Raw genomic sequence first — 23,498 nt, 5'->3', positions numbered from 1 at the left:
ACCCATTTTATGCAGCCTCTTCTGTCATTTTCTTTTTCAACTCGATAATCTCCGACAAAATTTTTATTTCTTTTTTAATGTTTTTCCGAATAGCAACAAAAGGGATTATCGCACCGATGATGTATGAAATATCTATTAAAACTATTTGCCAGGTTTCAAAATACAAACTAAACTCTGGAGTGATCATGTAAAAACCGATAGTATACAAGCCTAAAATTCCCAGAGTTATTGGTCCATGAATAGTTTTTCTGAAATTATAAAAGGTAATTGTATCATTCGTTGTGTTCAAGGCACTATCCATCATATTGATTTTTTTCGCTTTGAAAACACTTATCATTTCAATAATAATTCTTACTAATAATCCACCGACCATCAATCCTACACCTACTCTGCTCAATAGCTCCTGCACTGGCGCCACAAAATAGAAAAAAGTAATTATTCCTATTAATACTATGGATAACACCAAAATATTTCCATAATGAAAACGCGTACTCCAACTTTTCTTTTTTCTTATTAACGAGAATACCTCTTCTATATCTTGTGATTTATTCTCAAAACTATTTTTATCTTTTTGCCATTGACTTTGCAATGCTTCAAATTCATTACTCATGATCTAGTATTTTTTTAAGTCTTTTTTTTATCCTATAAATCTTTACTCTTACATTGGTTGGTTTAATTCCCATAACTTCGGATATGCTATCATAATCCTGCCCATCTAAAACCATCATAATAAGTAAGCGATCTACTTCTTCTAATGCTCCAATAGCGCGGTACAAGCTCTGATTCTGTTCTGAAGCGACTTCGTTAGATTCTTCTCTTAAGGCATGCTCTACTTTTTCTAGAGCTACCTTCTTTTTATTTTTCTCTTTTCGGATATGTTGTAAGCAAGTATTTACAGTAATTCTATACACCCAGGTTTTATGAGTCGATATACCTTTAAAACTATCCATTGCATTCCAGATATTGATAAATACTTCTTGAGACAAATCTTTAGCCAGATCATGATCTCCTTTCATATATCCCATACACATCTGCAGTACCATAGGATAACATTGCTTATAGATTTTTTCGAAAAGCAGTTGATTTTTTTTACTCATTAATTAGGAACGTATTTACTTTTTTATAAAACAAATCTGGTTGATCAAACATAATAAAATGCTTACTATCAGGTATCATTTCTATTGTTTTATTAGGTAAATCAGCATATTGCTTTTCATAATTTGCTTTTGCCATTTCTATAGTAGGAAATGCAGCGCCTAGAATCAAAGTTTTTGCCGTAATTTTGTCCAGTACTTTTCTAAGGTCTAATTTTAAAAGATCTGTGTAGCCATATACATAGGTTTTTCTATCTGCCTTAAGAATCCAATTAAGCAAGGTGTCCACTTTATCTTTAGTATTAGTCATATTCTGAGCCATCATCATTGCTGTTTGTTTAAACTGATCATCATCCATCGCCAGCATTTGCTTGTTATACGGACTTTCATATTGAATCTGACTTTCTGGTACACCAGGCATCATTAATTCTCGCACACAAGGAATAGAATCCACAAGAATCAAACTTTTTATTTTATTTGGCAAAGCAGCAGCGATATCTACCGCTAGATTTCCTCCCATACTATGTCCAATAATTATAATATTTGTTAGTTTCCTTTTTTCAATATAGGTTATCAATTCTTTCTTGATAGTTTCGTACCAAGGCATAGCGATAGGTGCATTACCATCAAAACCTGCGTAGGATATCATATGATTCTCATGATTACCTTGCAGATTTGCCGCTGTATCATGCCATATAGAACCGGGATTGGTGAAGCCCGGTAAAAATAAAACAGGACTTCCGTTTCCAGATACTTCTGAAATAATTGCGGGTGCTTGACTAAATGCCAAATTAACTATTGCGAATAAAACGAGTGTAATTTTGAAATTTTTCATGATATTTTGTTTTTGATTTCCCCTTTGATGCAAAAGATCACTAATTGTTACACCCTATTTTAAAAAAAACAACAAATATTATATAAATAATTGTTTTTCCGTTATTTGTAATTCAATATCATGACAAAAGAATTTTGTCAATATTCCTGAAATCCATAAAAAAAGCCTATCAAAATTGATAGGCTGTTCTATTAAAAAAGTTATGTAGTATATATTAAATTACTTTTACATTTACTGCGTTTAAACCTTTTTTACCTTCTTGTAGATCAAATTCAACCTCATCGCCTTCACGAATCTCGTCTACTAATCCTGAAATGTGTACAAAATGTTCTTTGTTCGAACCTTCTTCTGTTATGAATCCAAATCCTTTGGCATCGTTGAAGAATTTTACTGTTCCTTTGTTCATTGTTAAAATTTAAATTAATTATTTATTGAAAGACAAAGATGATGCCAAATGTGAGTTTTAAATAATTTAACACATCTTCGTTATTGGTAAAGCTACAAATAATAATCATATATCGTTTACGGTAATACCTTTGATTAACTATTCGATCGATACGGTAACAAATTGGTATTGTATTTGATTTAAAGTAAATAAACAATTTTCTGACAGTCATAATTATTTGAAAAGCAATCCAAATAGCTTAACTTTAATTATTATCACGGGAAGAATATCACACAAATTGAACGCATAAAAATGATGAAGAACACTCTATTTACAATAATTCTGTCACTATTATTTTCTATAGTAATGCATGCTCAATCACCAATCGAGGGAAGTTATGTAGAACTGTCACAAGAAGAATATGACAAACTAGCACAGATCAATCAAGAAAATGAACTTAATGGTAAATATTATATTAGGGAATTTAAGGACAAAAAACTGGTCGGCATTCATAAAATTGAATACCGAAAAGGAAAAAAAGAAGGAGAATGGTTGCATTTTTTAATTTTTAGAAAGAAGGGAACTTTAGATTTATCAACGATAGAAAACTACGAAGATGATCAAAGAAATGGATATTATTATAATTCTGACAATGGCTTTACTTTTACAGAGGAAGGAAATTATGAAAAAGGGAAAAAAGAAGGTTTATGGAACGTAACAAAAGGTGGTTCTAAGGAGAAAATTAATTATAAAAACGGTAAAAAGCACGGTGATTATTGGCGTCAAGACGAATCCGGAGTCATAGTAAAGGGATCATATAAAAAAGGTGAGAAACTAGATGATTGGACGATTGAAGACCTATCTGGAAATCCCCAAACAACAATAGAAGGTGGTACTCAAATTACCGAAAGCCCTGTAACCGCATCAAAAGAACAAACGATTGAAGGTACAGTTCATAAACCAGATGGAACTATTGTACCTATTGCTGTTGTAAAATTACAGTTGTCTGATACCGCTTGCGCATACGCTTTTACAGATTATGATGGTAAATTTAGTATAGAAATTGATACCAATAAGATCACATCGGATAGTTATTTTGAAATCGTAATCGACAAGTTTCCTAAAAAAATAGTCCCTTTTTCAGATTTTTCTAACCAGGACACTTTTGTACTCGAAAAGGGTAGGAAAAAAGTAACCTATGATGAATATCGCAACTATTACGAATCCATGAAGGATTGTCATTTATAATCTCTAGAACGACATTTTTCCCTAAGTATTCTGAAATGAGGATTACTAATTCCATTTAGTCTAAGCAATAAACAGTAGGGTATTACCTATAATTAAGCGTTATATACTAAAGGGAACGTTATGATATTTTTAAAAACACATTTTAGATTCAGTTTTAAATTGGTAATGAACTTTCTAAAAGAATTACCATCTTCTTGTGGGTATGCCATACGGAGATAGTTCAAACTTAGGGCTTGGAAAAGAGTTTTGCATTAGATCGATCTTGTACCATTTGTCATTTGGATTTACCGGTATTAGCAATATTATTCATTGTTACGATTTATTCAATGTTACTTTTTAACCCGTTTTAAGTCTAAATCTTGAAAATCGAAACTAAAATCAATATTAGGAGATATGCCTTTCATTTTTATGCTTATTCCTTTGCCTTCTTCGTTTAAACTAAATATGGCAAATGCATCTGCATTCATGTCAGTATATTCCCATTTAATGGCAAATGTAGTAGCTTTATAAAAGTACATTTGGCCATTCAACTTTGGTGATCGTTTGGATGTAAACCAAAGCTTACCATCCTTCATTGCAATTTCTACTTCGCCAAACCAGTTGTCTTTATAAGTTCCCGTATAGTTATTTAAATCAATGATGGAAGATTTGTTTTCTTCAACAGCCTTCCACACTTCAGTAGTCACCGCATCTGACTCGTTACCCCTAGTTTTTGTTCTATCTGCCAATTCTTTAATCCAGTCTCTTTCTTCAATCTCTAAATAAGAATCAAGTATCATCTCTGGAATGGAACTATATGCGCTTCCTCCAGACGATGAATTCGTTAAAACCACAATCCCCAGATTAAGTTCAGGAACTAAAACTGTTTTAGAAAGCATACCTGGCAAACCACCAGTATGGGAAACAACAATTTTCCCTTGTTTATCTATGATAAACCAACCTAAACCGTAGGCTGCAAAATGTTGCTTTGTTCTTGGATTCGGTTTCGTCGTAAATCCTAAGTTAGTGTGGGGCTTCCACATCTGATTTTGTTGTTTTTCTGAGAATAATTCATTAGACAAATCCTTTCCATATTTACCCCTATTTAATTGCATGATCATCCATTTACTCAAATCGTCAACACTTGCATAAATACCACCTGCTGCAGCTACAAGATCTCCATCATAAATTGGTAATTGTCTTATTTGCTTGCCTTCTGAATCGTGTGGCAACGCAAGGTTGGCATTTTTTTGTAGTCTCGAATTTGTGGGTACTGAGTTATTCATACCTAATGGTGCAAATATTTTTGATTGTACAAAATCAGACCAGCTCATTCCGCTCACCCTTGCCACTACTTCTCCTGCTACTATATACAATAAATTGTCATAATCATATTTAGTCCGAAAGTCAGAGGTAGCTTTCTGGTATTGAAAACTAGTAAGAACATCTTTAATGGTAAAATCTCCTCCATCAGGAAAAATCATCAGATCACCTGCTCCAAGGCCTAAACCACTTCTATGAGTTAGAAGATCTACAATAGTAAAATTAGCGGTTACATAATCATTATACATTTTGAACTCAGCAATATGATCGATCACCCTATCCTGCCAATTAAGTTTGCCTTCATCTACCAGAATCGACAATGCGGCAGCTGTGAACGCCTTAGAATTGGAGGCAATAGCAAACAATGTGTGCTTATCTACCTTATTCTTGTTTTCAATGGATTTAACTCCGTACCCTTTAGAGTGAATTAGATTTCCATCTTTTACAACAGCTACGGCAATCCCAACAGAAGGAGTTGAATCTAATGCTCTGGCAACAAGAGCATCAATTTGAGCTGAATTAATTTCTTGACTAAAAAGTGAATTCCCAATAAATAGACACAGAATCGATAATGTAAGCAGGACTAATTTTTTCATAATTACTTCATAATTGGTTCTAACATTATATGTGTCTTAATAGCGTAAAATGTTACTAAATAATTGACGAATCTATCAACACTTTCTTTTGATAAAAATTTAAAAGCTCCTCCGATAAAGACATGTCTAATAACCAAAACTTGTGCAATCGCAACCAAAATAACTACTGATAGCTCATTAGTTTCTGAAAAAATAGTTTTAAAAAGCCCAACAATTAGGAAACATAGAAAAAACACTCAATAACCTGAATACCATAGGAGGCTCTCACCATCTCTACGATAATCAAATTTTTTCAATAAAATCTAAAAATACCTTTTTATGAAGTTCCAGATCCATATTAGGAGAAAGCGCTACACGAGCAATATAATCTTTGTCGCCTTCTTTAGTTGTCCCTTGAGTAGATGTTGCAGGTATTGTCCAATAACATCCATTTAACTGACCATAGCTCACACAGTATTTACTTTCATTGGGGATTTCTGTAATCATTAAATTAATTAATTTAAGATTCAATGCTCTTTTATAAGATTCTTTTTCTTCGTCAGTAGCACCTTTAGTTGGAAGATCTAATGAAAAAACGGATGGAGTAAATCCCTGTTGTGCCAATGCTAACGAAACAAAATTGATTTTCGCCTCAGGTAAAGTATCATTGATGAAGTTTACAAATTCACGTGTATTCTTGTAAGCATCACTAATTCTTTGATTCATTGAAGGCAACTGTTTGGCTAATATTTCATATTGTAGCGCTGTTGCTTCGTTATCGCAAAGATTTAGATGTAATTCAATTTTCTCCATTAAGAGGTCCGTTTTTCTATTCCCAACAACATAGCCAGCGGTACATAATCCTCCACTTGGAAATTTTGATCCACTAGCGTACGAAATAGCACGAACCGTTGAGAGTATTTCACCTTCACCCAAAAAGAGAACATTAGGACAAAATGTTTGATCCAAAATAAAAACGGGATCAACAGCAATTTCACCTGTAGTAGTTTTACGCACAACGCTTAAAGCATCTTTTAATTTTATCAGATCAGGAACTTCCACTCTAGGATTTGTCGGAATTTCAGCGATGATATAAGGGATAGCATCTTCCTTAGCAATTTTATCTAAAACTATATCTATACTTTGCACCATATCATTATCACCATCCACTGGTAAGTCCATCACTTCCACATTGTCAATGCAAGCAGCAACTCTTCTTGCCTGATCATTTGTACCACCATAACAATTTGGAGGAACAACAAATTTGATAGCCTTTCCTTTATGTTTTTCCTGTGCATTGTGAATTAACCCCATCATAATCGCATATTGAATAGATAGGCCACTAGAACCAACTAGTGGTTTTGTAGTTGTGCCAGTAATTACTGTAATCGATTCTAAGACACGTGTTTTGTTTGTCTCAATAGTATTTTTCTCAGTATCAAAAGAAGATTTCTTTGTTAGAGCGCGTAATGCAATAAGACAATTGGCTGGTGTCATTGCAATGGTTTCTCTTCTTCTTACATGCTGAATTTCTGAAATGTAACTTTCATTTTGTTCACCATTTACCAATAAAACGCTTCCCAAATCAGAATAAACACTGATAAAAAAGTCAATATTTGAGGAAAGATCAGTAGCACTAATTTCATCTTGCTCTGAAATTAAAATGATACTGCCGTTAAACTCAGGAATGGCGGATGCTTCCGCAACATGCTTTAAATCAAATTCATAACCATAAACATTCTTTAATACTTCAGCATCAAAGAAATGCGGTAATTCATCTGTATAAATAATTTGGGTGTTTTTATCATCTAACAAATTTTTTCTTAGAATTGCCAAAATAGGAATCGTCTTTGATGAAAAACTGATCACATTTTCTGGTTTTAAATTATTTAAATTAGCAATTCCCCATTCTAATACGCAAGATAATGGATGACCTAATCGTATATAATCATAAGCAGTTGGTAATTCCGTTAGTGCTGAAGATTCAGAATTATTGTCGTTAAACAAGATTTCAAACTGTTCTAAGAATTGAGTTTTTGCCAGTTTTTCATCATAAATATCTAGTCGATGCGTAGTTAGATTTAACCAGTTAGTTGGCATGTTTTCTAATACATCTTTAATATAATTTAGCATTTTATTTACTCCCATAACTTTCACCTTTAAATAGGCTGTCAATATACATTAACTTAAACTTTTTTTAAAGTGCTACCGAGCGTTTTGTCAGTCCCTCATATGGTAAGATACCTAACAATAAATCTGTCGGTTTTGAGAATCTTTCTTACACGATTCCTTGGAGTTAAACTTTAAAAATAGTGGTACAATTCTAATGCTTATTACACTTTATAATAATTCCTGATGCCAAGCGTCACGGCGTTAAGCAAGCCTGGGAGTAATTATAGTAACCATTAAAAATTTAAAATTACAGCGTCAGAAAATCTAATTAATATAAGCTTTACAGAAGAAGAATTAACAGCTCATAGCCATTTGTTGCTTTTATAAACCTACTTGTGGCTTATAGCTTCTTAGTAGTATGATTACTCTTTATCTATAGAATGCGAGAGGCATATGTTTTTACTTGCTTGCTTTCCATCCTGTAGTTGAATTAAAAACTTAACTGTTCTTTAAAAAGATAAGATTGTCTTCTGGAAATTTCAATTTCTTCTCCAGAGTTCATTTCGATTTTTAGCTTTCCATTAAACCAAGACACTACTTTTTTTACGTGATTTATATTGATGATCTGCTGTCTGTTGGCTCTAAAAAACACATCACTTGGTAGTTTTTCTTCTACTTGGGCCAATGACTTATAGATTAACGGTTTATTGTTTTCAAAAAACACACGTGTATAGTTACCAACTATTTCAAATATTGTAATATCCTGAATTTTCACTAGCCAACATTTCTCTCCATCTTTAATAAATATTTGTTTATCTATACTTAAAGTTTCTTTATTTTTAGTATCAGACGTTGGGCTACTACTTGCATTTTCAATTACTTTCTCGATACTTTTAGAAAATCGCTTTGGGTTAATTGGTTTTAATAAATAATCAAAAGCATTGTACTCAAAAGACTTAATTGCATATTCATCAAAAGCTGTGGTGAATATAGTTATAGGAACCTCATCTAACATTTCTAACAATTCGAATCCATCTTTTTCAGGCATATTAATATCTAAAAACAATAGGTCCGGTTTTGTGTCAGTAATCAACTTAAAACCTTCGTCTACGTTTTCTGCTTCACCTATAAGCACAATTTCTTTATGTGCCACAATGAGTTCTTTTAACTCATTACGAGCCAATCTAGAATCTTCAACAATAACTGCATTTAATGTTATCATGTTAACGGAATTTTAATAGTCGCCACCACTTTGTTTTCTATTTCTTTTAAATTAAAAGTAGCGTCATTACCAAAAAGCAATTCAAGACGTTTTTTTATGTTTTGTAAACCTAGCTGGGTAGAATTTTCACTTTTTTGTAAAGTTCCTGAATTAGCTACCTCAATATGTAACTGATTGTCTTCTATCATTGTTGATAAACTCACTTTACCGCCTTCTTTCAAGTTAGAAATTCCATGTTTAATAGCATTTTCAACTAACATTTGGATAATCATTGGCGGAATTTGCTTGTTTAAAGACTCTTGATCAATGTCGGTTTCGAATTGTAAACGTTTTTCAAACTGAATTTTAGAAACTTCTACATAGTTTTCTACCATTTCTAATTCGTCTTCTAAAGCAATAGAATCAACATCACTTTTTGTAAGCGAATATCTCAGCGTTTCAGAAAGATTGGTTAACATTTGTCTAGCTCTCCCAACATCTTCCAACATTAATCCACGAATATTGTTTAAACTATTAAACATAAAGTGTGGATTAATTTGTCCTTTTAAGGTGTTTAGTTGAGACTCTCTTAAGCTTGATTCTAATTGTAATTGTTTTAGTTGTACTTTTTTTAATTGATGATAAATTTTAATAGTTAAAAAAATAAAAAGCCAAATAATAAATAAAGTTGCAAAATAAACGACATTATATATTTTACCTACCGTATTAGCAACAACATATTCCCCTTTAATTAAAAGTGAAGCATACCCTAAGATCGGCCAAATTATAAAGTTATAAAATATTTGAGTACTTATAAAAACTAATATAATTGGCCATAACAGTTTTAAAAACCTCTTATTCAAGTCTACCTTATAATCTATATATAGTGAAATAATAAAACTACATAAGTAAGCAAAAAGACCACATAACATACTTTCTGCTAAAATTAGTATGAGCCGTTCATCAGTTAACTCTTTCGTATTCAAAAAAAGTTTAGGACCAGCTAAGGTTAGAAAAAAAATAAGAGACCAGCCAACAAAAGCAAAAAATATATAATACTTATTTAATGATAATTTCATTTATTTATAACTTAAAAATGAGCACAATATAAGATATAATAATATTCTATTGTTGTAGTAATTCATTTTTCATTACGCTTTCTAACGTTAGGATCTGTCTATCTATTTTTTTAAATGCTAATCCACCTAAAACAGCTACTATACCTATGTAAATAACTGCAGCAACAATAGCTGCTATATAATTAAATTTTACAGTTGGACCAAAAGGAATAAGTGTTATGATCCAAAGTGCCATAAAATACATTTCGTATTTTTTTCGTTTAGAAACATACCCTTTAAATTTTGACAAACTAGTTACTAAAGAGGTCTGAGTATATGATTTTTGTTTGATGTTTTTTAATGATAAAAACTTTACAATATAAACTACTAAACCAAAGGCTCCTGTTAATAATGATATAACGACCCCTATGTTTTCTTTTGATATATAAGCCAATATTAAGGATAGTGCAATTAAGATGATTGATGATATTTTAGCCATTTTTGAGCCATTTAATAACATTTTGAAATTTTTTAACTGATATTGAAATGTATCTTTTCTGCTTGTTTTTGAATTTTTCATAATTGATTTTATTATTATTTGATTTGATGATTTAACTTAATACTAATTCGATAATGGATGCTAATTCGATAATTGCTACTATAACTAATTTGATCATGATTTTGTTTGTTTTTAGTTGTAATTACTGTTTGTTTTTCTGATTGATGTTATAAAGATATCGCATGATTTATCATTTAAAACTGAAAATATGATGAGTGGTAGAAAGGATATGCTAAACGGAAAAACACTGCTTTATTAAAATAAAAAAAGACCTAATAAGATTATTTCTTAAAAGGCCTTTTAACTAAATTTATTTAACTTTATTTCAAATGTTGAGCAAAGAAACCTAGCATTGTTTTGTACAATTCTATTTTGTTCTCCTCATGCCCAAAACCGTGTCCTTCGTTATATTTTACCATATATGGCACATCAATACCTCTGTCTCTCATATTCTTTACTATTTGATCTGCTTGTTCTATTTTAACTCTTGGATCATTAGCGCCTTGAATCACTAATAGTGGTTGAGATATTTTATCTGCATTTAATGCTGGAGAAACCGCTGTCATTATTTTATGTTCTTCAGGATTTTCCGGATCGTAATATCTGTCTTTATACCATTGTATATATGATTTTCTAATTCCAGTGAAATTTTCTAACTGAGAAAACAAGTTGGATACACCAACATAATCTACTCCACATATATACATTTCCGGTGTTTTAATTAAGCTTTGTAATGTTGCCAAACCTCCATAACTTGCTCCATAAACAGCAACTTTATCCTCATCTATCCATCCTTGGCTTATTGCATATTTTACACCATCTTCTAAATCATCAATCATAGCTCGCCCGACTTGTTTATCTCCAGCTTTTTGAAATGCTTTGCCATAACCTCCAGAACCACGGTAATTTACTTGTAATGTTGCATACCCTCTACTTGCAAATAATTGTACTTCTTCTACATAACCCCAACTATCTCGTACTCCGAATGGCCCTCCGTGTGGATTTAAAATTAATGGTACTTTTTGATTATTTAATGCTTCTTTAGGAAGAGTAATGTACCCATGAATTGTTTTTCCGTCTCTACTTGTAAAACTAATTGGCTTCATTGCTGCCATATCGCTTTCATTTAAATGAGGTAGCATATTTCCTAACTCTTCAAATGAATCATTCGGTAAATTATACAGATAATAAATCCCTCTTAATTTATCACTAGAAACATGAACAATGAACTTTGTCTCTTCATCATTATAGCTTAAAACAGAGATTTCTTTTTCTCCGAATTTCTTGTGTAATTTTTTGTATATTTTTTTATACAACGCACTAACTGGCACTACTGTTTCCTTAGCACCTTCGTAAGAATAAAAGTCTATTTCAAAGTTTCTTCTTTTTGATGAAATAACGATATTTTTGATTGCATAGGTATCATCTTTAAATATAGTTTTAAGTATTTTCTTTTCTTTTAAATCGTATGTATACACTTCATATTTATCACTAGTTAAATTGCTTATTAAGTAAGCATCGTGAGGGTACTCTGTAGTATAATCGAATGCTAAAATTCCATCGTTAGTCTCAAAATCGGTTTGATTTCTCAATTCAAATTCATTAGTTTCTAAATTTTTATAAAAGTTTTCAATATACTTTCCTTCTTTTAGTTTTGAGTATTCCCTTAACACTCCTGAATTATCAAAAGTATATCCGGCTATTGGTGTATTAGGGTCTTTATTCTCAAATAATTTTTTAATCTCTCCAGAGTTTATATCAATTTTGTAAGGTTCAAACAATTGTTTGTTATCCTTATTCATTTGGATAATCATGTGATTTGGATCATCTTTCAATACGTTAGATAGCTGTACCATAGTTTTGTCAAACGGAGTAAGCTCTATGTTGTTTGTTCCATCTGGATTTGCTCCAAATAAATGATAATTTTCATCTCCTCCCTTATCCTGAAGATAGATTAAACGATTATTTCCTTTCCAAAAATATGTTCTTACCAAGTCTTCTTTTTCATAAATAGCCACAGCTTCTTTACCGGTTGATAAGTTTTTAACTATTACATTATTCTTCCCTTTCTCATCTATTTTTCTATAAGAGATGTAGTTTCCATCCGGAGAAATTCTAAATATGGACAGTTTAGGTTTCATAAAAAAATCTTCGACAGAGTATTTATAGGTTTCTGTTTCGAGTGCAGCAATTTTTTCTAGCGTTTCTTTACTTGAAGGTAAGCTTAAATCTCCTGGTTTGATTTTAACTGTTTTAACCAAATTGAATGGATAGTCTTGTCCTAATTGAGAATATATACCATTTAGATTTTTCTCTTCCAAAGTACCAACGTATTTCAACTTTAATTTAGCGGATTCAATAGTTAGGGTATTATCTACAAAAGATGTTTTTTCTAATGGAAATCCAACAACTCCTTGAAGTGGAACATCAAAAGTTGATGTATATTTTCCATTTTCTTCGTTAATGTTAAAGCTCATTTCTAATTTCATTCCCTGAACTTCTAATTCACCTTTCCAGGTTCCTTTAACGTCTTGGGCAATTACTCCTATTGTATATACAAAAGCAATAATGCTAAATAAATATTTTGATTTTTTTCTATAACTTTTCATGTGTATTAAAATTTACTGTTATTAATTACACATCAAAACTAGTTAAGAGCGTTAATGGATTTGTATGAAATATGATAAGTGGTAAAATGAGATATGCCAACGGAATAATGAACTCTCAATTTGTTGGTTGATGTTATTTTATTTTTTAACCATTGTATTGTGCTAACCCTATGTGCCCAAGAGATAGCTCTCAACTTTATCATTGTCACAGCTAGCCTGACAAATTTTAATTGTTTTATTTCATTTATAGACTGATAATCATTCGGAAAATTAAATATTGTATACTTTTTGTTTACGTTTCAGTTTTATGATTTGCAAAAAGAAGATACCAAAAGAAAACATGAGATGTAGTATGATTTTAACGTCTATAGAACTATTTCTAAGATATCATTCATTTAACTCTATTAAAGCAATCAATACTAAAATTTAAAATCAATCATACAAATGTGGAATCATACAAATGTGGTAGTTTTTCTGTCAATTTCTATTCTAAACATCTTACTATCTTATTGTGTAGTAATCGTTGCTCTGGCTTGGATTCGGTAAGTTGTATTGCTTGTTGATAATATTCAACAGCGGTACTGGGTTGTATCAAACGCTCATGGATTTCCCCCAAAATAGCGTGATATAGGTAATACTTGTTCATTATCTTATGATCTTTAATCTCTTGTATCGCCATTAATGCATCTTCAGGGCCGTTTAATTCTAATAGTACCATGCATCGGTTCAAAAACACAATAGGATCATTATCTATTCTTAATAAAAGGTCGTAATATCCCTGTATTTCTTTCCAATCTGTAGTTGCATAGCTAGAGGCTGTACAGTGCTGATACGCTATGGCTGCTTCCAGATGATATGTAGTAAGTGTTTCACCAAATGCAGCTTGATTAAGATACTTGCTTCCTAATGCAATGAGTTCTGTATCCCAAGTACTTCTGTTCTGATCTGGTAATAATATGAGTGCTCCTTCTTCAGTAATTCGACTATCAATTCTGGCAGCGTGAAAACACATCAACGCCATCAAAGCATATACTTCTGGCAATTGTGTACGCTCACTATCTAACAATGATTTGCATAACCACATGGCTTGCGAAATTAAATCCGTTCGTATCAACTGATCATCATGTGTGGAATTATATCCTTCGTTAAACATCAGATAAATAGCACTTAATACAACCTTAGTTTTGGAATTGATTTCTTCGGGTATCGGAATTTTGGGTCGTATTTTATGTTTTCTAAAATACTCTTTTGTTCGATATAGTCTTTTAGAGATCGTATCATCGGTTGTGAGAAAAGATCGTGCAACTTCTTTGGTACTAAATCCACAAAGGGATTTTAGCATAAAAGTAATTTGATTTTCAGGAGAAATATCCGGGTGACAACACGCATACATCATTGCCAAAAAATCATCTTGTATATACTGTTCTTTCCAAAAATTATCCATTGTGCTGGCTAATGTATATTCTGAAGTCAATAATTTTCGTTCGGGATCAGAGAAGTCGATGGTTTTACTATGCTTTTTCCTTCGTATGATATCAATGGCTTTGTTTCGCGCAGTTCTGTACAACCAGGCCTTTGGATTGTCAGGAATTCCTCTAAATTTCCAGGTTTCCAGGGCACTCACCAAAGCGTCTTGTACTACATCTTCTGCCATTTCAATATTCTCTGTACCAAAAATTTTAATTAAAACGGCAACCATCTTTCCGGATTCTTGTCTAAAAAGATGGTTTAACGTAGTATCTATGTGATCTCTGGATTCCAATAGTACGGATTATTCCATTGGGGCTATTTCACGAATTTCTAAACTACAGTCATACTCAAAACTGGGGCAACCTTTTGCGATATCTGTGGCGTGATCCGCAGAATCTGCTTTAATCAAAAGATATCCTCCTACCAGTTCTTTTCCTTCTGCAAACGGGCGATCCGTAATCTTCTTTCCTCCTTCTGTCATGGTACATCCTTCATTAAGTAATGGTTGTCCGCCTACCAATTGATCTTCTTTAGCCAGTCCTCCCATCCATTGCTGCCAATGTTCCATATGCTTTTGCATATCACTAGGTGATACAGTATTGTATTTTTCTTGTCCACCTCTTATAAGTATTAAAAACTCTTTCATCTTACATATTGTCTTTGATTAAACATCATCCGGCCAAACCTCTCTAACTTCTACGGATGACTCCCATAGTAATCCAGGGCATCCTTTTGCCATTTCTGTAGCTTCTTCTAATGTTTCTGCTAAAACGATAATGTAACCACCTACTATTTCTTTAGCTTCAGCCAAAGATCTGTCTGTTACTTTTGTACCTCCAGGAAGGATTGTATTCATTGCCGGATACAGGCGCTCACCTCCGACATATTTTTCTTGTTCTGCCATTTGTCCAATCCATTGCATCCACTTTTCCATATGTGCATTTTGTTCTTCTGTAGATTTAGCATCCCAGACCTCATCTCCGCCTTTAAAAAGGAACATAAATTGTTTCATAATTTTATTTATTTATGGTTTATATGGTTCTATGACGAAATGATTTAGCGTATTTGGACAATCTTATTGAAAAATAATTTTGGAAGGAATTCTCAACACATCCCTTCTGAAGTTTTACTTCTTTTTCATCATCATAAGGGTGAAACCTCCCAACAGTATAATCACAACCCCCATTACTGCCCATAGCCATATTTTATTTTTAAAAAGAGGCTCTACAACTTCAAGTTGATTTTTTGGAATAATTTCTTCTGCTCCTAGTTGTAGTTCTATTAACTTTTCCGGGACTGTTTCTGTCATATATTGAAGATCATACGATGGTTTGTTAATATCTTCATTTCCATAGGTAAGAAAATAAGTAGCAGGAGTTGTAAATCGCACAATTAACTCATGACTAAAACCTTTTACCTTGATTGTTTCAATATCTAATTCTTCGTTGTCTTGATTGTCAATTATTAACCTAACTTTATTCGTAATTGTACTATAAAAATTAAATTCATTTTCCTCAAAAGAATTTAAAATACCTGAAGTTACATTTCTATAGTTATATCTCCAACCTTTTTCATTTTGCACACTATCCTGCAGATATTCTATGCGAATAGGTCTGTAATAGTCAAAATCATTCTTAGCCTTTATTTTTATATAGCTTAACGGAACAGGCATCTGCAAATCCAGATCAATTATCGTTCTCTTATTTTGTTTTTGTTCTCTTCTATGTACTGATTTGATAGCATACGTATTGTAGTTACCTTCTTGTATTTCCTGTAAACTAACCTGGGCATTCTTTACTTCTGGTGCTTTATTTCCTTTTATAAAAACTCTATAATATTGATATTTAGAATTCGGAAACTTTATAGTTGTAAAATCATAAGAGGTCAATTCATTTTTAATAGATAGAATACGATAATCATCTACAATCGTAAACCAATTATCTAAATTCTGACTACCTTCTAAAGATACCAACCTGTCAAAATTATTTTCCTGAAAAAACAATCTAATTTGATTGATCGTTTGATTCCTTGGGACTTTATAGGTAACAAAAGATCCTTTTGTAGTTATTGACCTATTTAGAATTTCGAAATTAATCTGTTTACTGGATCTTTTAGGTTGATTTTGTTTTAAGAGATAAGGAGCTTCTACCGTATCATTATCTTTTGTAAGTCCAAAGACCCTTATATCTGAAAAATCAGAAGACACATTTTTAAAAATGTCATTCGGCAACTCTATTGTATGCCAATTATCAGATATCCCGGATAAGGATCTTTTATATTCGTATGTATCCATCTGTCCATACATTTGGGAACAGATTAAAAATAACACCCAAAGTACTGTTCTAATCTTTAACCTCATCGGTAATAATATGTTTGTATTTATTATATAAGAATGAAATAATAAGTAATAACAATCCCAAAGAAACGAATACAATTGTCTTAGAAATCGTATTAAGATGTGCTATATCATATAAAAATAGTTTGATCAATGTAATCCCAAAAAGCCCAAACGCTATAATTCTTATATGCTTTATTTTTTTCCAAAATCCTAAAACTATCAATACTAATGAATACAGCCCCCAAAGTATACTTAACCCTAGCTTATCTGAAGACGCATAACCCGCCATATCTAACCAGTGAATTAATTCGCTACTAAGCATCCAAATCACGGCAATTTGTAAAATAATATCAAAAGCTATTTTAAAATTACCTTTTAAGAAATGCTGTCTTACATATTGATAACAAGCAACTAACAATATAAAACAAAAAGCCAGCGAAATATATCGAATACTAATATGATACAAACCAGCCTCGCCAGATTCGAGAAGTGTAGGATCCAAGTAACTCTCTCGTAATTCACTTAATATATACAACCCGCTGGTCAAAAACATCAATAAAGCCAATAGATTAAGTATTATATTAATATACCCAAAAACCATGTTTTTAATCTTATTAATATTCATAAAAGATACTACGGATAAGAAAATAATAGTGTAATTAATTAGCCAAATACCCATGAAATTTTGTTTATAGGACTCTAATGTTTCCCAATAATCAATAATTTCTAGGAAAAAGGTCATATATAACACAAATAAGAACATTGCAGAGATCCATAAAGAAATTAGCTGATACCAGGTTTTGTAATTAGACCAAGGAAATGGGTATTTCTCACTAGTATGAACATAAAGAATATATCCTAAAGATGTTACGCACAATAAAGATGTGAGTACCGATATATTAAAAAATGGTGTTGTGGAAATTTCTGATATCCCAGAAACATAAGAATATTCTCCATAATACATCCACCAATCCTGAAGCAGACTAAAAAAGGTTAATGCTATTACCGGGTATGCCAACTTTTCATAAATAGGTACTTTCTTAGTTCTCCCTATCCAAAATAACAGAGCGGCCTCTGCAGCCCATAGTAGCGTCACCCAATTACCATCTAACTGAACAGGAAAAGCTATGCTAATAAAAACCAACACCATTCCTGACGTAAAATAAAACAAATTACGATCTGCTAATTTCAGTCTATAAATAAAAACGCTCACCGCAAAATGAATAATCGCGTTTCCTAAAGTAAACACTCCTAATAACTGCTCACCGGTAGGATGATCATTTAGTAATGAAAATCCTATCCCGTAAAAAACAAATGCATTCATCAATTGAAGTAATACATCTCCAGTACCAAATTTTTCTTTCTTTCGTAGTTTATACACCAGAAATATAAAATAGAATGTAGCAAAAAATACAAATAAGAAGATAGAAGCTGATCCAAAATGGGTATCTGTTTCATAACTCATTGCATACCAACTAAAATAAATCAACCAGGTAAGAATAAAAGAAGAATAATATAGTGGTTTCCAATATTTTTGTAGCGATATGATTAAAATACCAATATTAATAATGGCCATATAGCTAAATAAGACCGTTACTTTTCCAGATCCATCACTTAATAAAAATGGAACCGCGTACGCACCTACCAATCCTATATGTGCAATCACCTGTTTATTATATTGTATCGCTGCAAATACGGTAAAAATGGTAAATAGTACCATTAATCCAAATGCAAACAGTTGAGGAAAGAGATCATATAAACTATAGGCCAAAAAGGTTATAAAGTATAATATAGCCATCGCACCGCTAACTAACACAGCACTAAAATTCTCATACTTCTTCTTTAGTTTCATCCCAACAGCGATTAATCCTATTCCTGTAAGGTATCCCAGGATTATTCTGGTTAATGGACTGATTAAATCGTTATCAATAGAATACTTTGCACCGATTCCAACTCCAATGATGAGAATAATAACCCCGATTTTGCTGATTAGATTTTCTCCAATAAACTTTTCTAAGTTGGATTTCTCTTTTGGCTTTGTAGCTTTTTGGGTTTCAGGTTTAGAAGCAGCAATTATAGGCTGTTTCTGAGCTAAAGGTTCAAAAGTTTTAGCTGTGTCTTCTACCTTTTTTAAAGCGGGTTCTGCAACGGGCGAAGTAATTTTATTTTCTTCTATTGGTTTTTCTTTTACTTCTTTAGCTTTTTTTAGTTGAAGTATTTCTTGTTTCAAGTCTAAGATTTCTCTATGAAAAACTTCTTGTTTTTTAGAAAGAATCTCCACTTTTTGAAGGAGTTCATTAATGTACTCTTGATTATCAGCCATTTTGGTTTTGGTATAAAAATGAATACTATATAGTTCTATTCATTATAGAAATATAGGCAAAAAAAGAGCATTGGTACAACTCCAAAAATATCTTCTACCTTGTTGTACTCAAAAATATGACGAATAAAAATGAATTTGTCCCCTGAAAAAAGGGAATTGTATAAGTGGTTTATAGTGTATAGAAAAACAAAAAAAATAGATAACAAAAAATCTAAAAACCAGTTGTGAATAAATTTCTTGCTCCCCTGATACCGCATTTTTGATATTTATGATAAGCTTGTGCGGCTCTTTCATCAATTTGTTTTCCGGATTCTCCATCCATCCAACCATCAATAGCAGCTTTTAATGTATAGGCTTCTGGCGCCATCAAATGAGTAGTCCACAATACCGGATTTGCTTTTGCTTTTATAATTTCAGGAGAAAAAAAACTTTTGCTATAACAAGCCAGAATTATAACATCTTTTGTTTTAGTAACGGATTCTTTATAAGAAACATTCACATCAAAATCCATTAAGCCGTCGTGTCCAACATATGCTAGTAAATCTGATCCTCCGCCAAAATCTAATATTTTTTGTTTTTCTGTTACCTGCAAAGGCACCTGACCATTAGAAGCTTTTAAAAAATCTTCTATACTACTTTTGATTTTAGCACCGTCATAAGCATCTGCTAGTATATAGACATCTTTTGTTACGTGCCTAAACAACAATCTTTCTAAGATATTCTTATTTTTATAAGGTATACTTTTTATAAGTTGCCAATCCTTTGTTTTAACTTTAAAAAAAGTTTTAACACCGTAACCTGCTCCCCAATACAAATTATTCTTAGGGTCTTGACCATTACCAATACGCTCTGGAACCGGCACAATACCCTGGTTTACGTTATCACATAAAGCAACGAAAACATGAATCGTCTTTGTCTGGCTAAAAGATATCGTAGTAAAAAACGAGAATATAAATATCACTAAAGCTTTCATTGTTTCATACTTAGAATAACTTCCACATTCTTTTTCTCAATATCGGTCAGTTTATTAACGGCATCAGTATCTGATGGTATGTACCAGGTTTTCGATTCGAAGTAATCCTGCCATTTCGTTTTGGTAAACACATATCCGTGAGCAGCAAAAATCTCATTCTTAATCACCGCTAATTCTTCTTCGGTCTTATTATTAAGCTCTTCTTTTGTAAAAACTCTATGTGAGAAAATATAGTTATCCCGTTCAATTGCTTTTAGATCCGTATATGGCTTTGAGAAGCTTCCATTTTCTTTTACAGGTTGAAACTCTAACCATACTTTTACACCAAGCTGCTTACCATCTCCTAAACAATCTACTTTTGCTCTGGTTTCCTTAAAAACTAGCAGATCATTTGACACAAAAATGGATTCTCTTCTATCATCAAAAGAACAGTCTGCTATCGCTCTTTCATATGCTATAGTGTCGATTTTTTCTCCAGTATTATTAAATGAGGTTATCGAAGATTGTTGGCAACTACCTCCCAAATTACATTGTAATATAGTAGAAAGGATCGTATAATCTTTTGTCTTAACAATAACCTTTCCTGTTAACAAGCGATTGGCTCTCTCTGTTGATTTAAAGTTAAAATATTTTAATGCCAGATCTTCAGGAATCTGTTTTCCGGATTCTGTAAATAAGATCTGTAATGTTTCAAACTCACTTTCCTGTGCATTCACCAGTAAAGAAAAAAACATACTAAAGAAAACTACATATCTAATCATAAATAATTTAGTTGTATGTAGGTTGGTAAAAATTGTGTTTGGGAAGTAGTACAAAACTAAAAAAGATTCTTAAATAGTAACTGGCTTTAAGATTTTTTTGAAATAATTTTAAATTCTTAATCCATTACAAAATTAAAACCACCGGATATGATACTGGCACTAAGCCCGGTACTACGTTCATACTGGTTAAATCGAAGATCTATTGTTTTGAGCCCAAATTTCCAGATATGAAAATTAGCAAAGATATCTGTATAACTTACCCCAAACCCATATTGATTGGCATCAAAATCAGACAAATCATAATCCGATGTGTAGAATTCCTGAGTGGATAGGTGTTGATTGAATGGAGCAAAATAGTCAGCGGCTGTCTGCGTATAGTATCTATAACTAGGATATAACGTAAATCTATCTGTAATCTTAATTGGTATCTCTATACTTGCAGTATGAGAATTGATTCCCCAATCATCCGTATAATATCTGTAAAAAGTACGCACTACAAATATCTCATTTATATAATAATGTAACCTACCACCAATAGCTGTTTTAAAACGGGAATCCGGCAATCGTTCTATATCATCACCGTATGTAAACTGTTGAACCACAACATCTGCAACGTCGGCAAATTGTACTCTTTGAAAAGGAGTGGATAGTAATCCCTCTTGTTGTATTACATCTAAAGCTAATGAAGCCTGTAATTTCTTAGTCAATATCTGAGAAAAACCAAATCCTACAGAATATGAATTACGGGATTCGTCTGAGTGAGGGACAAAGTCAGGATTATCTCTTAGTTCTGACGGATAAATGGCGTTCCAGGTATCTAAGAAAACATTAGCATTAACACTTACTTCTGTATTTTTTTCATTAAATAATTTAGTATAACTCCCTCCAAAACCCACAGAGAAATAGTCATATTCATTAGCCAAAGAAATGTTAGCGGACCAGATATCATCTCTATCTTCACTACTATGACTATATGTACCTGAAAAAGTAGCTAAAACATCTTTTCCTGATGCTCCCGACGATGCTACAAAAGGGTCTGCAGGTCCATCTCCATCAAAAGGATTCACATTACTGGAAGAAGCAGATGTATATGCAGATATACCTGCATCTATCGTTAATACATCGTCATCATTTAATGGAATGGAAACTACAATTGTCGGAGTAATATCAGTCAACTCTTCTGTACCTATTCCACCCGTAACTGCCGCATTATTTCCATCTTGCGTATAGTAACTCATTAAGAAATCTACTTCTGTGGATTCAAGAACTCTTTTCTTATACGTTAAGATAGAATCTTGTAGTTTTTCCTGAGCGGTTACCGTGATCGCACAGATCAATGCTAGTAGTAAGGGTATTCTTTTCAAAAGCCTAAATAATTTATTATCTGGTATTATATCTTTAAATGCCTATAAGTGATCGTCCTAGTTACAACCACAGCCTCCACCTGTTTTACCACCGTTTGCCCCAGCAGCAGATTCTCTATACGCTTGAAAATTTGTTTCAAACCGTTTGATCTTCTTAGAAGCTAGTTGCATATCAGGGTCATTAATAGTTACCTTTTCATATTCTTTTACCGTAGCACAAGAGCCTAAAAACGCCGATACAGCAACCATCATTATTATTTTTTTCATTTGCTTTTTTATTATATTCATAGCCAATCATAAATCCAGTTCATATGATATGACCTTAGCTACCTATTATCTATCTTTATATTATCCGATGTATGTATATTTCCATTTTCATCAATAATAATACATTCTATACTTCTTAACTGATTGATTCTATTGATTCCTATTTCTTTCCCCATAACAAAAATAGAGGTTGCCAACGCGTCCGCCAATTCAGCTTTTGGAGCAAAAACTGTTACACTTACTATTCCACTAGAAGGATATCCGGTTCTTGGATCAATAATATGGGTGTAGCGCTTATTATTAAAAACTACATACTTTTCATAATTACCAGAAGTGACTACTGCTCCATTCATAATAGGTAGTAAAGCAAAAGCATTATTTTTATTCAACGGATTTGTGATAGCTACTTTCCAGTCACTTCCGTCAGGTTGCTTGCCCCACGTATTCATATCACCAGATGCATTTATAATTCCTGCTTCAACTCCCTTATTTATCAAAAGCAATTTTGCCTTATCCGCAGCATACCCTTTACCAATCGCTCCAAAACCTATCTTCATTCCTTTAACCTTTAGAAATATAGTCGATTTTTCTTTATCAAGCACAATATTTTCATACCCAACTTTAGAGACAGATGCTTTTATTTCTTCCTCAGTTGGCATTTCCTTCAAGCTACCGTCAAACTTCCATATTCTATCCATAGAAGCGTAACTGATATCGAATGCTCCATCTGTTAATTTTGAAATTTGGATAGATCTTTCAATCAATTCAAAAAGCTCTTGATGTACTTTTACAGGCCGTATTCCTGCATTTTTATTAATTAGAGAAGTTTCTGAATTCGAATCCCAAGACGAAATTAGTTTTTCAATTCTCTCTATTTCTCTAACAGCGATATCTATATACTGATCGGCTGTTACATTGTTTTCTGCTACCACCGTAATATCAAAATCACTTCCCATTAAAAGTAGACTTCGTTTATATGTTTTTTGTGCGAAACAAAAACTGAATAAAAATAGTAGTAATGATG

General features: G+C 32.3%; 21 protein-coding genes. 1 reads left to right on the top strand and 20 read right to left on the bottom strand.

Annotated features, from left to right (window positions below; all coding sequences use genetic code 11):
* Positions 1-7: 7 nt before the first annotated feature.
* The 4 genes from ACFSR1_RS22455 to ACFSR1_RS22440 all read right to left on the bottom strand — a co-directional run bounded on the left by ACFSR1_RS22455 (position 8) and on the right by ACFSR1_RS22440 (position 2,335).
* The gene (locus ACFSR1_RS22455) at positions 8-610 is read right to left on the bottom strand and encodes a hypothetical protein (RefSeq protein WP_378295268.1); all 603 of its coding nucleotides are present in this window, start codon (positions 608-610) and stop codon (positions 8-10) included.
* Entirely contained in the window at positions 603-1,097 is a 495-nt protein-coding gene (locus ACFSR1_RS22450; RefSeq protein WP_378295267.1) for an RNA polymerase sigma factor, read from the bottom strand. Before ACFSR1_RS22450 ends, ACFSR1_RS22455 begins: the two co-directional genes overlap by 8 nt.
* Positions 1,090-1,929, bottom strand: coding sequence for an alpha/beta fold hydrolase (locus ACFSR1_RS22445; RefSeq protein ID WP_378295266.1), 840 nt, complete (start codon positions 1,927-1,929; stop codon positions 1,090-1,092). The genes ACFSR1_RS22450 and ACFSR1_RS22445 overlap by 8 nt, the downstream gene beginning before the upstream one ends.
* Before the next feature lie 214 nt (positions 1,930-2,143).
* Positions 2,144-2,335, bottom strand: a complete 192-nt coding sequence (locus ACFSR1_RS22440) for a cold-shock protein (RefSeq protein WP_299261159.1) — start codon at positions 2,333-2,335, stop codon at positions 2,144-2,146.
* Between the two features lie 294 nt (positions 2,336-2,629).
* Here ACFSR1_RS22440 and ACFSR1_RS22435 point away from each other — a divergent pair, with 294 nt between their 5' ends.
* Positions 2,630-3,562, top strand: a complete 933-nt coding sequence (locus tag ACFSR1_RS22435; RefSeq protein ID WP_378295265.1) for a hypothetical protein — start codon at positions 2,630-2,632, stop codon at positions 3,560-3,562.
* A 329-nt stretch (positions 3,563-3,891) separates the two neighbouring features.
* Here ACFSR1_RS22435 and ACFSR1_RS22430 read toward each other — a convergent pair whose 3' ends face one another.
* The 16 genes from ACFSR1_RS22430 to ACFSR1_RS22355 all read right to left on the bottom strand — a co-directional run bounded on the left by ACFSR1_RS22430 (position 3,892) and on the right by ACFSR1_RS22355 (position 23,430).
* Positions 3,892-5,460 carry a serine hydrolase gene (locus ACFSR1_RS22430; RefSeq protein ID WP_378295264.1) on the bottom strand — a complete coding sequence of 523 codons (1,569 nt, stop codon included), beginning with the start codon at positions 5,458-5,460 and terminating at the stop codon, positions 3,892-3,894.
* 282 nt (positions 5,461-5,742) lie between these two features.
* Positions 5,743-7,587 (bottom strand): cystathionine beta-synthase, encoded by a 1,845-nt coding sequence (locus ACFSR1_RS22425; RefSeq protein WP_378295263.1) that lies wholly within the window; start codon positions 7,585-7,587, stop codon positions 5,743-5,745.
* A gap of 454 nt (positions 7,588-8,041) precedes the next feature.
* Complete coding sequence (locus ACFSR1_RS22420; RefSeq protein WP_378295262.1) at positions 8,042-8,773, bottom strand: LytR/AlgR family response regulator transcription factor; 732 nt, start codon at positions 8,771-8,773, stop codon at positions 8,042-8,044.
* On the bottom strand, positions 8,770-9,831 hold the full coding sequence (locus ACFSR1_RS22415) for a sensor histidine kinase (protein ID WP_378295261.1): 1,062 nt from the start codon (positions 9,829-9,831) through the stop codon (positions 8,770-8,772). The genes ACFSR1_RS22420 and ACFSR1_RS22415 overlap by 4 nt, the downstream gene beginning before the upstream one ends.
* Before the next feature lie 46 nt (positions 9,832-9,877).
* Positions 9,878-10,390, bottom strand: coding sequence for a hypothetical protein (locus ACFSR1_RS22410; RefSeq protein ID WP_378295260.1), 513 nt, complete (start codon positions 10,388-10,390; stop codon positions 9,878-9,880).
* Between the two features lie 299 nt (positions 10,391-10,689).
* On the bottom strand, positions 10,690-12,978 hold the full coding sequence (locus ACFSR1_RS22405) for an alpha/beta hydrolase family protein (RefSeq protein ID WP_378295259.1): 2,289 nt from the start codon (positions 12,976-12,978) through the stop codon (positions 10,690-10,692).
* A gap of 484 nt (positions 12,979-13,462) precedes the next feature.
* The gene (locus tag ACFSR1_RS22400) at positions 13,463-14,740 is read right to left on the bottom strand and encodes an RNA polymerase sigma factor (RefSeq protein WP_378295258.1); all 1,278 of its coding nucleotides are present in this window, start codon (positions 14,738-14,740) and stop codon (positions 13,463-13,465) included.
* 9 nt (positions 14,741-14,749) lie between these two features.
* Positions 14,750-15,094, bottom strand: coding sequence for a YciI family protein (locus ACFSR1_RS22395; protein WP_378295257.1), 345 nt, complete (start codon positions 15,092-15,094; stop codon positions 14,750-14,752).
* Positions 15,095-15,112: 18 nt separating this feature from the next.
* Positions 15,113-15,460 (bottom strand): YciI family protein, encoded by a 348-nt coding sequence (locus ACFSR1_RS22390; RefSeq protein WP_378295256.1) that lies wholly within the window; start codon positions 15,458-15,460, stop codon positions 15,113-15,115.
* Between the two features lie 114 nt (positions 15,461-15,574).
* Positions 15,575-16,741 (bottom strand): DUF3999 family protein, encoded by a 1,167-nt coding sequence (locus ACFSR1_RS22385; protein ID WP_378295255.1) that lies wholly within the window; start codon positions 16,739-16,741, stop codon positions 15,575-15,577.
* A gap of 49 nt (positions 16,742-16,790) precedes the next feature.
* Positions 16,791-19,109: a DUF2339 domain-containing protein gene (locus ACFSR1_RS22380; RefSeq protein WP_378295254.1), complete on the bottom strand. Its 2,319-nt coding sequence runs from the start codon at positions 19,107-19,109 to the stop codon at positions 16,791-16,793.
* A 211-nt stretch (positions 19,110-19,320) separates the two neighbouring features.
* Entirely contained in the window at positions 19,321-20,082 is a 762-nt protein-coding gene (locus ACFSR1_RS22375) for a hypothetical protein (protein WP_378295253.1), read from the bottom strand.
* Entirely contained in the window at positions 20,079-20,843 is a 765-nt protein-coding gene (locus ACFSR1_RS22370; protein WP_378295252.1) for a YARHG domain-containing protein, read from the bottom strand. Before ACFSR1_RS22370 ends, ACFSR1_RS22375 begins: the two co-directional genes overlap by 4 nt.
* Positions 20,844-20,959: 116 nt before the next feature.
* Entirely contained in the window at positions 20,960-22,207 is a 1,248-nt protein-coding gene (locus ACFSR1_RS22365; RefSeq protein ID WP_378295251.1) for a DUF3570 domain-containing protein, read from the bottom strand.
* Between the two features lie 57 nt (positions 22,208-22,264).
* The gene (locus ACFSR1_RS22360) at positions 22,265-22,474 is read right to left on the bottom strand and encodes a DUF4266 domain-containing protein (RefSeq protein WP_378295250.1); all 210 of its coding nucleotides are present in this window, start codon (positions 22,472-22,474) and stop codon (positions 22,265-22,267) included.
* Positions 22,475-22,533: 59 nt separating this feature from the next.
* Positions 22,534-23,430 carry an FAD:protein FMN transferase gene (locus tag ACFSR1_RS22355; RefSeq protein ID WP_378295249.1) on the bottom strand — a complete coding sequence of 299 codons (897 nt, stop codon included), beginning with the start codon at positions 23,428-23,430 and terminating at the stop codon, positions 22,534-22,536.
* Between the last annotated feature and the right edge of the window lie 68 nt (positions 23,431-23,498).

The sequence above is a fragment of the Aquimarina rubra genome, assembly GCF_042684305.1.
Classification (GTDB): Bacteria; Bacteroidota; Bacteroidia; order Flavobacteriales; family Flavobacteriaceae; genus Aquimarina; species Aquimarina rubra.
Note: the sequence above shows the minus strand (reverse complement) of the source record. Positions and strands in the feature narration are given on the sequence as shown.

What these genes read in the sequence shown, in the direction of transcription:
- ACFSR1_RS22455 (WP_378295268.1), bottom strand. Translation starts at nt 610, where the DNA reads ATGAGTAATGAATTTGAAGCATTGCAAAGTCAATGGCAAAAAGATAAA.
- ACFSR1_RS22450 (WP_378295267.1), bottom strand. Translation starts at nt 1,097, where the DNA reads ATGAGTAAAAAAAATCAACTGCTTTTCGAAAAAATCTATAAGCAATGT.
- ACFSR1_RS22445 (WP_378295266.1), bottom strand. Translation starts at nt 1,929, where the DNA reads ATGAAAAATTTCAAAATTACACTCGTTTTATTCGCAATAGTTAATTTG.
- ACFSR1_RS22440 (WP_299261159.1), bottom strand. Translation starts at nt 2,335, where the DNA reads ATGAACAAAGGAACAGTAAAATTCTTCAACGATGCCAAAGGATTTGGA.
- ACFSR1_RS22435 (WP_378295265.1), top strand. Translation starts at nt 2,630, where the DNA reads ATGAAGAACACTCTATTTACAATAATTCTGTCACTATTATTTTCTATA.
- ACFSR1_RS22430 (WP_378295264.1), bottom strand. Translation starts at nt 5,460, where the DNA reads ATGAAAAAATTAGTCCTGCTTACATTATCGATTCTGTGTCTATTTATT.
- ACFSR1_RS22425 (WP_378295263.1), bottom strand. Translation starts at nt 7,587, where the DNA reads ATGGGAGTAAATAAAATGCTAAATTATATTAAAGATGTATTAGAAAAC.
- ACFSR1_RS22420 (WP_378295262.1), bottom strand. Translation starts at nt 8,773, where the DNA reads ATGATAACATTAAATGCAGTTATTGTTGAAGATTCTAGATTGGCTCGT.
- ACFSR1_RS22415 (WP_378295261.1), bottom strand. Translation starts at nt 9,831, where the DNA reads ATGAAATTATCATTAAATAAGTATTATATATTTTTTGCTTTTGTTGGC.
- ACFSR1_RS22410 (WP_378295260.1), bottom strand. Translation starts at nt 10,390, where the DNA reads ATGAAAAATTCAAAAACAAGCAGAAAAGATACATTTCAATATCAGTTA.
- ACFSR1_RS22405 (WP_378295259.1), bottom strand. Translation starts at nt 12,978, where the DNA reads ATGAAAAGTTATAGAAAAAAATCAAAATATTTATTTAGCATTATTGCT.
- ACFSR1_RS22395 (WP_378295257.1), bottom strand. Translation starts at nt 15,094, where the DNA reads ATGAAAGAGTTTTTAATACTTATAAGAGGTGGACAAGAAAAATACAAT.
- ACFSR1_RS22390 (WP_378295256.1), bottom strand. Translation starts at nt 15,460, where the DNA reads ATGAAACAATTTATGTTCCTTTTTAAAGGCGGAGATGAGGTCTGGGAT.
- ACFSR1_RS22385 (WP_378295255.1), bottom strand. Translation starts at nt 16,741, where the DNA reads ATGGATACATACGAATATAAAAGATCCTTATCCGGGATATCTGATAAT.
- ACFSR1_RS22380 (WP_378295254.1), bottom strand. Translation starts at nt 19,109, where the DNA reads ATGGCTGATAATCAAGAGTACATTAATGAACTCCTTCAAAAAGTGGAG.
- ACFSR1_RS22375 (WP_378295253.1), bottom strand. Translation starts at nt 20,082, where the DNA reads ATGAAAGCTTTAGTGATATTTATATTCTCGTTTTTTACTACGATATCT.
- ACFSR1_RS22370 (WP_378295252.1), bottom strand. Translation starts at nt 20,843, where the DNA reads ATGATTAGATATGTAGTTTTCTTTAGTATGTTTTTTTCTTTACTGGTG.
- ACFSR1_RS22360 (WP_378295250.1), bottom strand. Translation starts at nt 22,474, where the DNA reads ATGAAAAAAATAATAATGATGGTTGCTGTATCGGCGTTTTTAGGCTCT.
- ACFSR1_RS22355 (WP_378295249.1), bottom strand. Translation starts at nt 23,430, where the DNA reads ATGGGAAGTGATTTTGATATTACGGTGGTAGCAGAAAACAATGTAACA.